The 11840-nt window shown below is 74.5% G+C and carries 11 protein-coding genes and 1 pseudogene; 6 read left to right on the forward strand and 6 right to left on the reverse strand.

Going from position 1 to position 11840, the window contains the following annotated elements; all coding sequences use genetic code 11:
• A partial coding sequence (locus UK82_RS36895) for an FHA domain-containing protein (RefSeq protein ID WP_236705736.1) occupies positions 1–814 on the forward strand: 814 nt, incomplete at its 5' end.
• A gap of 159 nt (positions 815–973) precedes the next feature.
• Here the strand turns inward: UK82_RS36895 and cysS are convergent.
• The 5 genes from cysS to UK82_RS09885 form a co-directional block, all read right to left on the reverse strand.
• Complete coding sequence (gene cysS, locus UK82_RS09865) at positions 974–2503, reverse strand: cysteine--tRNA ligase (protein WP_044883881.1); 1530 nt, start codon at positions 2501–2503, stop codon at positions 974–976.
• A 47-nt stretch (positions 2504–2550) separates the two neighbouring features.
• A complete protein-coding gene (locus UK82_RS09870; protein ID WP_041939911.1) occupies positions 2551–2943 on the reverse strand; it encodes a PPOX class F420-dependent oxidoreductase in 393 nt (130 codons plus the stop codon).
• Between the two features lie 113 nt (positions 2944–3056).
• Entirely contained in the window at positions 3057–3539 is a 483-nt protein-coding gene (gene ispF / locus UK82_RS09875) for a 2-C-methyl-D-erythritol 2,4-cyclodiphosphate synthase (protein ID WP_011607564.1), read from the reverse strand.
• A 71-nt stretch (positions 3540–3610) separates the two neighbouring features.
• Complete coding sequence (gene ispD / locus UK82_RS09880; protein ID WP_044883882.1) at positions 3611–4423, reverse strand: 2-C-methyl-D-erythritol 4-phosphate cytidylyltransferase; 813 nt, start codon at positions 4421–4423, stop codon at positions 3611–3613.
• A 274-nt stretch (positions 4424–4697) separates the two neighbouring features.
• A complete protein-coding gene (locus UK82_RS09885; protein WP_009741775.1) occupies positions 4698–5180 on the reverse strand; it encodes a CarD family transcriptional regulator in 483 nt (160 codons plus the stop codon).
• A gap of 760 nt (positions 5181–5940) precedes the next feature.
• On the opposite strand from UK82_RS09885, the gene UK82_RS09890 reads away from it, so the two are divergent.
• From UK82_RS09890 to UK82_RS09905, 5 genes and pseudogenes are all read left to right on the forward strand, one after another.
• Positions 5941–6690, forward strand: coding sequence for a hypothetical protein (locus UK82_RS09890; protein WP_044883883.1), 750 nt, complete (start codon positions 5941–5943; stop codon positions 6688–6690).
• A 537-nt stretch (positions 6691–7227) separates the two neighbouring features.
• Entirely contained in the window at positions 7228–8685 is a 1458-nt protein-coding gene (radA, locus tag UK82_RS09895) for a DNA repair protein RadA (protein WP_044883884.1), read from the forward strand.
• 138 nt (positions 8686–8823) lie between these two features.
• Positions 8824–9380 (forward strand): DNA integrity scanning diadenylate cyclase DisA (gene disA / locus UK82_RS36900; protein ID WP_236705737.1); only part of this gene is annotated, 557 nt, incomplete at its 3' end.
• 1 nt (position 9381) lies between these two features.
• Positions 9382–9903: pseudogene (gene disA, locus UK82_RS36905) on the forward strand (DNA integrity scanning diadenylate cyclase DisA); the annotation flags it as partial.
• Positions 9904–9941: 38 nt separating this feature from the next.
• The gene (locus UK82_RS09905; protein WP_044883885.1) at positions 9942–10922 is read left to right on the forward strand and encodes an A/G-specific adenine glycosylase; all 981 of its coding nucleotides are present in this window, start codon (positions 9942–9944) and stop codon (positions 10920–10922) included.
• A 98-nt stretch (positions 10923–11020) separates the two neighbouring features.
• Here the strand turns inward: UK82_RS09905 and UK82_RS09910 are convergent, their stop codons facing one another.
• The gene (locus tag UK82_RS09910) at positions 11021–11827 is read right to left on the reverse strand and encodes a response regulator transcription factor (RefSeq protein WP_052680969.1); all 807 of its coding nucleotides are present in this window, start codon (positions 11825–11827) and stop codon (positions 11021–11023) included.
• Between the last annotated feature and the right edge of the window lie 13 nt (positions 11828–11840).

The raw sequence follows: 11840 nt of genomic DNA on the forward strand, positions 1-11840 counted from the left end.
CGGACGCGACGACCGCGCCCCCGCCGGCTACCCCGACGCCGACCGCGGCGGGTACCCGCCGGCCCGGGAGGGCCGCGGGGCGGGTGGCTACGGCGAGGACCTGGACCGCGAGTCCGACACCCACCGCCGCAGCCGGCGTGACGACGGGTACGGCTATGAGGCCGATCCGCTGGGCCTCGACCCGGGCGCGGCGCCCGCGGGGGCGCCCGAGCGGAGCCTGCCTGGCCGCAGCGGGGATCCGCGGCACACCACCGATCCCCGCTACGCCCGACCCGGAGGCGATCCGCGGCTCGACGACCCGCGGCTGAGCGACCCCGACCTCGGCGACCCGCGCCACGACGCCGGACGGGGCGGCCGGCGCGATCCGATCGCCGACGACCCGCGCGGCGCCGGCGGGTGGGACCGCGACCGTCCCCCGACGGGGGCCACCGTCTGGGAGGCCATCGTCGAGGCGGAGCGCGAGTACTACGACAGCGGCGACGACCACCGGGTGCCGTTCCCGACCTTCTACCCGCGCCGCGTCTTCGCGCTCGCCGGCGCGCAGATGCTCGTCGGCCGGCGCAGCGAGTCGCGTGGCATCCACCCGGACATCGACCTGTCCGGCGCGCCGGAGGATCCGGGCATCTCGCGCAGCCACGCGTTGTTCGAGCAGCTCCCCGACGGCGGCTACGCCGTGCGCGACCCCGGCTCGACCAACGGCACCCGACTCAACGACGAGCCGGACCCGATCGAACCCGGGCAGCCCGTCCCGCTCCGGGACGGCGACCGCGTCTACCTGGGTGCCTGGACACGCATCACGCTGCGCGCCCGCTGATCGACCGGCGCCGGCCCGGAAGTCGGGCCGGCGCCGAACGTCGCGCGGAGTCGTCATCTGCCCGGGTGGTGCGACCGGCCGACAACCAGCGCGCGCCGTCGTGGCCGGGGGCCTGGCCGGGCGGCAGCCCCACGACTGCGGGGCCGCCGCCGGGCGGACTCAGGCCAGGTACCAGCGCTGCCCTTCGGGGGTGTCCTCGACGATGAGACCGGCGGCCGCGAGCCGCGAGCGGATCGAGTCGGCCTCCGCGTAGTCCTTCCGTGCCCGCGCCGCCGAGCGCAGATCCAGCGCGATCTGCATGACCCCGTCGAGCGCGGGCCGCAGCTCGGCGCCGGCGGAGGGCCACTGCTCGTGCGGGTCGAGCCCGAGAACGCCGAGCATCCGGCGGGTGACGTCGACCCAGCCCGCCAGCTTGCGGCTGTGCGCCTTCGACAGCACCTGGTTGCCCTGGCCGACCGCGCCGAAGACGGCCGCGAGCGCGCGGCCGACCGCGAGATCGTCGTCCATGGCCGCCGCGAAGTCCGCCCACACCCGCTGCGGGGTCAGCCCCGCCTCGGCGTCCCCCGCCGTGCCGCCCACGGCCTCGCTACCGGGCCCGCCCCGGGCGGTCCGTCCCCTTCGCCCAGCCCCCGCCGCAGCCGGGCCGTCGTCGGCCGCCAGGGCCGCCGCCTCACCCGGGCCGCCGAGGATGTCCAGCGCGTTGCGGACGAAGGTCTCCACCCGGTCGTGCGCGGCGGCCGACTCGCCCAGCGCCTCCGGGGTGTACTCGAGCGTCGAGCGGTAGTGCGCCGACAACAGGTGATAGCGCAGTACCTGGGGGCGGACGACATCGAGGGCGTCGGCGACGAGCACCGAGTTCCCGAGCGACTTCGACATCTTCGTGCCGCCGGTGGTCAGCAGCCCGACGTGCATCCAGTACCGGGCCATCTCGCCGGCCGCGCCACCGCCGGCGCCGCCCGCCGCGCAGACCGTCTGCGCCCGCTCGTTCTCGTGGTGCGGGAAGACCAGGTCGAGCCCGCCGCCATGGATGTCGAAGGCCGGGCCGAGGTACTTGCCGGCCATCGCCGAGCACTCCAGGTGCCAGCCGGGACGACCGTCGCCCCAGGGCGAGGACCAGAACGGCTCGCCGGGCCGGGCGGCCTTCCACAGCGCGAAGTCCCGCGGATCGGCCTTGCCGGGCTCCGACTCCGCCGAGGGCAGCATGGCGTCCGGCCGCTGGTGGGACAGGACCCCGTACTCGGCGAAGGAACCGACCCGAAACCAGACCGAGCCCGCGCCGGCGTAGGCGTGGCCGCCGGCGATCAGCGCGGAGATCAGCGCGATCATCTCCGGGATGTGTCCCGTCGCGCGCGGCTGGATCGTCGGCGGCAGGATGCCGATCGTGCGATAGGCGTCGTCGAAGGCACGGGTCTGACGGGTGGCGAGCTCCCAGACCGAGGTGCCGTCCCGGTCCGCATTGATGATGATCTTGTCGTCGATGTCGGTCACGTTCTGGACGAGCGTCACCTCGTGCCCGGACTGCACCAGCCACCGGCGCAGAAGGTCGAACGGCAGGGCCGTGCGGACGTGGCCCACGTGCGGCGGCGACTGCACGGTGGGTCCACACACGTAGACGCCCACGTGACCGGGGCGCAGCGGCTCAAATGGCCGCACGCGCCGCCTGCGCGTGTCGTAGAGGTGGAGACCCATCTGTCAAGGGTACGGCTCCGGCCCCGGCGGCGGGTACGCAGCCCGTGTCAGCCGACCGTCAGCACCCGGTCGGCCACGACCCGGATGACGAGCCGGACCTCGCCCGGATCGTCCCACCGGTAGATGTCACCGGTGTACTTCAGCGACAGCCGGTCGATCAGCTCCCGGCCCCCCTGCTCGGTGAGCGTGGCCGTGCCGCGCACCTCGACGTACGAGTAGGGGTCGTCCTGGTCGAGGAACATCAGCCCGACCCGCGGATCACGGGCGATGTCCCGTTCCTTCGCACGTCCGCGCGCCGTGGACAGCAGCAGCTCGTCCTCGTCACGATCCACCCAGAGCACGGTCATCCGCGGCGAGCCGTCGGCCTGGACCGTGGCCAGGACGACGTAGGTCCGCGCGTCCGCGAGGGCCCGCACCGGCTCGGGAAGGCGACCAGCCATCACACTCCTCGGGCTCCTCGGGGAGCGGCCAACGACGGCTCAGCCTTTCATTCACCGCCGGCACACTACCGAGCGATGACGGATCGGCATACCCGCTCGGACGCGGCCGGAGCTCAGGCGCGCACGACCAGGGCCGTGGCGATCGCCGCGAGCCCCTCACCCCGGCCGGTCAGGCCGAGCCCGTCGGTGGTCGTCGCCGACAGGCTCACCGAGGCGCCCAGGGCCGCGGACATCGCCGCCTGGGCCTGCTCACGGCGCGCCGCCATCCGCGGGCGGTTGCCGATGACCTGCACCGACACGTTCCCGATCACCCAGCCACCGACGGCGAGCAACCGGGCCGTCTCGGCCAGCAGGACCGCACCGGACGCCCCCGCGTACTCCGGCCGGTCGGTGCCGAACACCTTCCCCAGATCGCCGAGACACGACGCGGTGAGCAATGCGTCACAGGTCGCGTGCGCGGCGACGTCCCCGTCCGAGTGCCCGGCGAGGCCCGTCTCTCCCGGCCACTCCAGGCAGGCAACCCAGCACGGCCGACCGGCCGCGAACGGGTGCACGTCGACGCCGATGCCCACGCGCGGCAGCACCGCGGTCGTCACCGCGCTCGAGGCCGGCGCCGGGCGGTCGGTGGGCGCCACGCCGCCATCCGCCGGCTGGGGCGTGTCCGGGCTCACCCGAGGCTCCGGACATCCGAGCCAGCGCGCACGTCCGCGCCACCGCGCGGGTCGGTCCCACCGCGGGGGTCGGTCCCACCGCGGGGGTCCGCAGCCGCGCGGGGGTCGCCCGGGGCGCAGCGGGCAAGCAACGCCTCGGCGAGTACGAGATCGGGCGGTTGGGTCACCTTGAACGCCTCCTGAGCGCCGGGGATGGTCGTCACCGGCACCCCGAGAGCCTCCACCAGGCCGGCGTCGTCCGTCGCCGGAATGTCCTGCAGGGCATACGCGGCGGTGAGCACGTCACGCCGGAATCCCTGCGGGGTCTGCACCGCCCGCAGCCGGTCGCGGGGCGGGGTGCGGATCACCCGGCCGTCCGGGCCGACCTCCTTGACGGTGTCCGTCAGGCCGAGCACGGGGATCACCGCCGGATGACCGGCCAGCACTGCCGCGGCGACCGCGTCAACGAGCGCAGGCGGAGTCAACGGCCTGGCCGCGTCGTGGACGAGGACGACGGAGACGTCCTCGTCGATCGCGCGCAGGGCCCGGCGGACCGAATCCACCCGCTCCGCGCCGCCCGCGATCACGCGCACGTCCCGCCCGAGCAGTTGAGCCACGACCTCGACCAGAGTCGGCGGTGCCGCCACGACGATCTGCGTCACCGACTCCGAACGCCGCAGCGCCTCGATCGAACGCACCAGCATGGGCCTACCGCCCAGGGCTCGCAGAGCCTTCGGGGTACCCCCGCCCAGCCGCTCGCCGCGGCCGGCAGCCGGCACGATCGCCGCGACCCGCGGGCCGCTCGCCCGCGACTGGAGACCTTCGCCCATCACCAGACCTCCCGTGTGCCATCCACCACGAGAGCATGGCCTATCCGGCCGACCGGATGCGAGCCGGCCGACCGGTACGCCGATCGGGCGTGCGCAGCCGGATGGGTGCGAGCGCCGCCATCGGACCACGCCGGCCAGCGAACCCGGCCCGCCGGACGACAGGGCGTCCGGAGGGGCCGACCTCCCGGCCGGAAATCATATTCCGGTAGTTTCACGCCGACCGAATGAACCGGCCGACACCCGATCTATTACGACCGGGCCGACAAGGCCTGGATCAGCCGGCGAGAACCTCGTCGAGCATCGCCTCGGCCTTGTCCTCGTTGGTGCCCTCCGCGAGCGCGAGCTCACTGACGAGGATTTGTCGCGCCTTGCTCAACATCCGCTTCTCACCCGCAGAAAGACCGCGCTCGCGATCACGGCGCCAGAGATCGCGGACGACCTCGGCAACCTTGTTCACGTCGCCGGAGGCGAGCTTTTCGAGATTTGCCTTGTACCGCCGGGACCAGTTGGTGGGCTCCTCGGTGTGGGGTGCCCGGAGCACCTCGAACACCCGTTCCAGCCCATCCTGCCCGACGACGTCGCGCACCCCGACCATGCCGACGTTGTCGGCCGGCACCCGGACAGTCAGATCGCCCTGAGCGACCTTCAGCACGAGATAGAGTCTTTCCTCGCCCTTGATGACGCGGGTTTCTATCGCGTCAATCAGAGCAGCACCATGATGCGGGTAAACAACGGTCTCGCCGACTTGGAACGCCATGTGTCACGTGCCCCTTCCGCCTCTACCAGCGTAACACGCACGCATCGCCGCAGGTCAGACGCGCGCTGCAAGCGCAAGGGCCGCAACGCCAAGCCGAGGGGCCCGGCGGAGCCTTCCGGCCACCGTTCGCGACGGCGGACACCGCCCGACCCGGATCCACGCGCCGATCGCACTTCGCCGCGCACCGACACGAACAGCCCTACCAGGTAAAACAGGCGACAGGTCGACGGACGTTGGCTGCGCGCCCGAGCGTCAACCGCCAGGCGAACGTAGCGCGGACAGACCCCGCTCGCGCGCCGACACGGTGGCGACCGGCCGGGCGGCGGCGCGGTCCGCCGGCCCGGCCCCGGCACCGGCCGCGGCCGGCTCGCCCGCGGGCCGGCCGGGTGCGCGGCGTGACACTGCCCACGTCCCCGACCGGCCCTTCGTGGCCTGTCGGGCCGGTCAGCCCGGCTGCCGGCGCCCGGGCACCGTCCCGGCACGCGCCGCCCACCGGCCCACGCGGGCTGGCCGGGGCCGGCGGCCTGGGCACGTGGCGCCGCCGGGTGGCTAGTGTTAGCCCCGCACGGAGACCTCCGTGGATGGCCACTCGACACCGGCCGTCGGCGGCAGGTCCTCCGGGCACCGGGGGTGACCCCTGCACGCCGGGTCCGACTACCGGCGCCGGGGCGCGCCGCCGGGTGGCCGTCCACGCGACGGCCGTCGACCAGCACCGGCGCCGCCCAACGCGCCGGTCTTGTGCAGGAGGAGCCACCGAGCTGTGAGCCGCCGTCCGGGTGCCCGTTTCCCGTCAGTCACCGCCGTCGCCGAGGCGACGCCCGCCGCCGCACCCCGCGACGACGCCGCGCCGCGCTCAGCATTGCGGCGGCGGATGACCTCCCGCCGGGTGGGCGTCGCCCTGCTGGCCTCGGTGATCGGTTCGGCCGGCCTGGCGAGCTGCGCCTCCGGCAACGACGCGTTGACGAACCTCGCGCGGACCACGACCAACAGCGTCGCGGGGTCCGTAGGTTCCATCACTTTGCGTAACGTCTATGTCGCCGGGCCCGTGTCCCAGGGTGATTCCGCGCCGATCGTGTCGGCGTTCTTCAACGGGGGCGGCGAGCCGGACACCCTCGTCTCGGTGTCCTCGCCGGAGGCCGGCGGCGGCCAGCCGCCGAAGTCGGCGCAGCTCGCCCCCGGCGGCGGCCAGATCTTCATCGCGGACGCCGACGCACCCACCCTGCGGGGCGTGCAGCGCAACCTGCTGATCGGCTCCCAGCTCCCGATCACCTTCACCTTCGCGAAGGCCGGCAGCGTGACTCTGGACGTGCCGGTGGAGCCGGCCGCTCCCGGTGCCTCCGGTGCCCCGACCGAGGCCACCACGAGCACGCAGACGCCCGCCACCGGCTCGGCCTCGCCGAGCGCCGGCGCCTCTCTCTCCGCCCATACCGCCACTCCGGCCGCCGGCACCGCCACCCCGGCCGCCGGCACCCCCACCCCGACGGCCACCGCCACCGCGACCGCGGGCTGAGCCCGCCGAGGCCGGGCCCGGCCCGGCTGCCGCACCGCGGGCAGTGCTCGTGGCAGCCGACGGCCGGGCATCAGCGTGGCGAGCGCGCAGCCGTGCCGCCCTGGACCCGGATCGGCGATTCCGAGGTTCCGCGGGACCGTGGCGCTCTGGACCCGGATGGGCGCTCCCGAGGTTCCGCGGGACCATGCCGCAGCTCCCGGCCGTGCTCCCTCGTGGGCCATCAGCCCGTCGGCCCCACTTAGTTGCGCCGGGAACTGCAGGAGCTTGACGACGGTCGTGGGCCGGCGGAACGCCAACAACCTCCTGTAACTGCTGACCGTCCGGTGGCCGGGATGAACACCGACCTGGGCGCCGGCGGACCAGGGCCGGCGCACCAGGGCACCGGTCCAGGGCACCGGTCCAGGGCACCGGTCCAGGGCACCGGCGGCGCCAGCCCGGCAGGGGCTCTGGGCGCCGATTGCGGCTGGGACGGCGTCGTCGGCTCCGGTCCTGGTCACACGACACCTGTGGGCGCCCCCACGCGCGGCTGGCTCCGACATGTCGGACCGGCCGGTTAACGTGGCGCCCATGACATCCACTCGGCCGGCGGCCGGCGGTCGCGCGTCCGGTCGAACGGCGTCGGGCGGGTTCCGGTGCAGCGGCTGCGGGGCGGAGTCCGTCCGCTGGGCCGGGCGCTGCCCGCGCTGCCAGGAGTGGGGGACGCTGGAGGCCCAGGCGCCTGCGCCGCGCCGGACCTCGGGTCTCGGCGGTGCCGGGCGGGCGATCACGGCCACGGAGGTCACGGCGCCGGCGCAGCCGGTGGTGTCCGTCGACGTCACGGCGGCTCGCCGCCGGCCCACGGGCATCGACGAACTGGACCGGGTGCTCGGCGGTGGTCTCGTCCCCGGCGCGGTGATCCTGCTCGCCGGTGAGCCGGGCGTCGGCAAGTCCACGCTGCTGCTGGAGGTGGCCGCCCGCAGCGCGGCCGGCGGGGCCCGGGCCCTCGTCGTCACCGGCGAGGAGTCGGCCGCGCAGGTGCGGCTGCGCGCGGGGCGGACGGGCGCGCTCCACGAGGATCTGTGGATCGCCGCCGAGACGGATCTCGGCGCCGTGCTGCGCCACGTCGAGGAGGTCTCGCCGGCTCTGCTGGTGGTCGACTCGGTGCAGACGATCTCCGCTGCCGGGGTGGAGGGGGCGGCCGGCGGCGTCACCCAGGTGCGCGAGGTCACCGCCGCGCTGATCCGCACGGCGAAGGCACTCGGCCTCGCGACGGTGCTTGTCGGCCATGTGACAAAGGATGGCCTGGTGGCCGGGCCCCGCCTGTTGGAACATCTGGTGGACGTGGTCCTGCATTTCGAGGGTGAGCGGCACTCCGCGCTTCGCCTCGTGCGGGCGGGCAAGAACCGGTACGGCCCCGCCGACGAGGTCGGCTGTTTCGAGATGAGCGACTCCGGCATCCACGGGATCGCCGATCCCAGCGGGCTGTTTCTGTCCCGTTCGGGGGCGGGCGGCCTGGAGGCGGTGCCGGGGACGTGCGTCACCGTGACGGTGGAGGGCCGCCGGCCGCTCGTCGCGGAGGTGCAGGCCCTCGTCGCCGAGACGTCCGCCCAGGTGCCACGACGGGCGGTGTCCGGGCTGGACCCGGCCCGGGTGGCGATGATCCTCGCCGTGGTCGAGCGCCGGGCGAAGGTCCGGTTCGGTAAGGCCGACGTCTACGCCGCGACCGTCGGCGGGGTGCGCCTCGCCGAACCCGCGGCGGATCTGGCGACGGCGCTCGCGGTCGTGAGCGCGGCGCGGGACCGGCCGCTGCCAGCCGATCTCGTCGCAGTCGGGGAGGTGGGGCTGGCCGGGGAGGTGCGGGCCGTGGGTGCCGTCCGCCAGCGGCTCGCCGCGGCGGCCCGGCTGGGATTTCGCCGGGCGCTCGTGCCCACGGGTGCCGGGCCCGGGCCCGAGGGCATGAAAGTCACCGAGGTGCCCGATCTGATCGGCGCCATAACCCGAATGCATGAAGCGTAACAAGAAATATGTCTGTTTTGAGTAATTTCGTTACCCCATGAAGAGCTGGACCGCACCGACTCCGGTCGCCCCGATAGCATCGCGGCAGAAGTGGCAGAGGTGGCAGACAGCGGGGAGCCGAGGAGCTGAGGGAGCCTGATGGCGGGACCACCCGGAGACGACATCTTCCGGGCGACACTGGCCGCGGTCGCCCCCGGAACTCCATTCCGCGACGGCTTGGAGCGCATCCTTCGCGGGCATACCGGGGCGCTGATTGTGCTCGGCCACGACAAGGTCGTCGAGGGTTTGTGCACCGGCGGCTTCGAGCTCGACGTCGAGTTCTCGGCCACCCGGCTGCGGGAGCTGGCCAAGATGGACGGCGCGATCGTGCTGTCCTCGGACCTGCAGCGGATCGTGCGCGCCGCAGTGCATCTCGTGCCGGACCCGACGGTGCCCACCGAGGAGTCCGGTACCCGCCACCGCACCGCCGAGCGGGTCGCCAAGCAGACCGAGTACCCCGTCATCTCGGTCAGCCAGTCGATGCACATCATCGCGCTCTACGTCGCCGGGCGGCGCTACGTGCTCGACGGCTCGGCCGCGATCCTGTCCCGGGCGAACCAGGCGCTGGCCACCCTGGAGCGCTACAAGCTCCGCCTCGACGAGGTCGCGGGCACACTGTCCGCGCTGGAGATCGAGGATCTCGTCACGGTCCGGGANGCGATCTCGGTCAGCCAGCGGCTGGAGATGGTGCGCCGCATCGCGGACGAGATCGAGGGCTACGTCGTCGAGCTCGGCACCGATGGGCGGCTGCTGTCGCTGCAGCTCGAGGAGCTGATGGCCGGCGTCGAGACGGAGCGCGAACTCACCGTGCGCGACTATCTGCCCGCCGGGTCGAAGGCCGGGTCGGCCGCGCAGGTCCTCAGCGAGCTGTCCGCGATGTCGCCGACCGACCTGCTCGACCTCACCGTGCTCGCCCGGGTGATCGGCTTCTCCGGCGGGGCGGACATCCTGGATCGGCAGATCAGCCCACGGGGCTACCGCATGCTGGCGAAGGTCCCCAGGCTGCCGCGGATGGTGGTCGACCGGCTCGTCGACCACTTCGGCACGCTGCAGAAGCTGCTCGCCGCCGGGGTCGACGACCTGCAGGCGGTCGACGGTGTCGGCGAGACCAGGGCCCGCGCCGTGCGCGAGGGCCTGTCACGGCTGGCCGAGTCGAGCATCCTCGAACGCTACGTCTGACCACCCGTCCCGCGGCCGCCCCCCGCCGGCCTGGCACGATGGCGGGGATGACCAGCGCACCGCGGACCGCGCCCGCTTTCCCGCCCGTGGCCACGGCATCGGCCCTGGCCACGGCATCGACCCCAGCCACGGCCACGGCATCGGCCGGGCCTGAGACGCTCGCCGGGCTGGTGCTCGACTGGTTCGCCGCCGCCGCCCGGGATCTGCCCTGGCGGCGTCCCGGGACGACGCCGTGGGCGGTCCTGGTCAGCGAGGTCATGCTGCAGCAGACCCCGGTCACCCGCGTGCTGCCGGTCTGGCAGGCCTGGCTGGACCGGTGGCCGACCCCGGCCGCGCTTGCCGCGCAGCCCGCCGGCGAGGCCGTGCGGGCCTGGGGCCGGCTGGGCTACCCACGCCGGGCGCTGCGGCTGCACCAGGCCGCGGCGGCCGTCGTCGAGCGGCACGGCGGCGAGATCCCGGCGGACCTCGACGCGCTGCTGGCCCTGCCCGGGATCGGGACCTACACGGCCCGGGCGGTCGCCGCGTTCGCCTTCCGTCAGCGCCACCCGGTCGTCGACGTGAACGTGCGCCGCCTGTTCGCCCGCGCCGTGGAGGGCCGGGCGGACCATCCGGCCACCGTCAGCCGCCGCGATCTGGCCGCCGTCGCCGAGCTGCTGCCGACCGACCCCGAGACCGCCGCCATGACCAGCGCCGCGCTGATGGAGCTCGGGGCGCTGGTCTGCGTGGCCCGTACCCCCCGCTGCGCCGCCTGCCCGCTGCTGCACCGCTGCGCCTGGGTGAGGGCGGGCAGTCCGGCCGGGACCGGCCCCACGCGCCGGCCGCAGGGCTACGCCGGCACGGACCGCCAGGTCCGCGGGCGGCTGCTGGCCGTCCTGCGCGACGCCGAGCAGGCGGTCGGCCAGGACCTCCTCGATCAGGTCTGGGACGACCCGGTCCAGCGGGACCGGGCGCTGGCCGGGCTGATCGACGACGGCCTGGTCGTCCGCGTCGCCCCCGGCGTCTACGCCCTGCCGAGCTGACCCGGCGGCGCGAGGTCGAGCAGGCGCGAGGTCGAGCAGACGCGGAGTCAGGCAGACGCAGGGTCAGGCAGGCGCAGGGTCCAGCATGTGAGGTTCGGTCAGGCGGTGGGGTCGGGCGCGGCACGGAACCGGTAGCCGACCCCGCGGATGCTCTCGATGATCGTCGGCTCGCCGGCGGCCTCGCCGAGGCGGCGGCGCAGCCGGCGCACGTGCACGGCGAGCGTGTTGGTCTCGGTGTGCGCCGAGCCCCAGACCTCCCGCAGCAGGGTCTCCCGCGGAACGACCCGTCCGGCCTGCTCCAGCAGCAGCGCGAGCAGCCGGAACTCCCGAGGCGGGACCGACACGACCGCGCCGTCGAGGCGGACCTCGTGGGCCGCCCGGTCCAGCAGCACCGGGCCGCCGCGCAGGACGTCATCCTCCGCCGGCCGGGGCGACTGCGGGCCAGGGCGCCCCGTCCCGATCACGCCGACCATCGCCAGCACCTCGGGCACGCGGTACGGCTTGCCCACGCAGGCGCTCGCGCCCGCGTCCAGGCCGGCCGCGGCGGCCGGCCGGTCGTCGGGACCGACCGCGAGCAGGATCGGCACGTCGTCGTGCCCGGGCACGCTGCGGACCGTCCGCACGACGGTGACCCCGTCGACGACCGGCAACCGAGCGCTGATCAGCAGGGCGGCGGGCTGCTGGAGACCGATTTCCAGCAGGGCCTGCGCGCCGTCGGCCACCACGCTCACCTCGACCCCACCACCGGCGATGGCGTCCAGCATGCCGTCGTCGACCTCGGAGTCCGCGATCAGCAGCGAGGGCCGACCAGCCGACCTGACCTGTGCCGCAGCCCCGTTCCGTCCGGCCACCGGACCACGGTCGGCACCCCCCGGTTGAGCGGACTCACGCCGTACCGGGAGCATCCGCCTGTCCTGA

Source organism: Frankia sp. ACN1ag (genome assembly GCF_001414035.1).
Classification (GTDB): Bacteria; Actinomycetota; Actinomycetes; order Frankiales; family Frankiaceae; genus Frankia; species Frankia torreyi.

Coding starts and splice junctions, on each gene's coding strand:
- cysS (WP_044883881.1), bottom strand. CDS start 2,503: ATGGGTCTCCACCTCTACGACACGCGCAGGCGGCGCGTGCGGCCATTT.
- UK82_RS09870 (WP_041939911.1), bottom strand. CDS start 2,943: ATGGCTGGTCGCCTTCCCGAGCCGGTGCGGGCCCTCGCGGACGCGCGG.
- ispD (WP_044883882.1), bottom strand. CDS start 4,423: ATGGGCGAAGGTCTCCAGTCGCGGGCGAGCGGCCCGCGGGTCGCGGCG.
- UK82_RS09885 (WP_009741775.1), bottom strand. CDS start 5,180: ATGGCGTTCCAAGTCGGCGAGACCGTTGTTTACCCGCATCATGGTGCT.
- radA (WP_044883884.1), top strand. CDS start 7,228: ATGTCGGACCGGCCGGTTAACGTGGCGCCCATGACATCCACTCGGCCG.
- UK82_RS09905 (WP_044883885.1), top strand. CDS start 9,942: ATGGCGGGGATGACCAGCGCACCGCGGACCGCGCCCGCTTTCCCGCCC.
- UK82_RS09910 (WP_052680969.1), bottom strand. CDS start 11,827: ATGCTCCCGGTACGGCGTGAGTCCGCTCAACCGGGGGGTGCCGACCGT.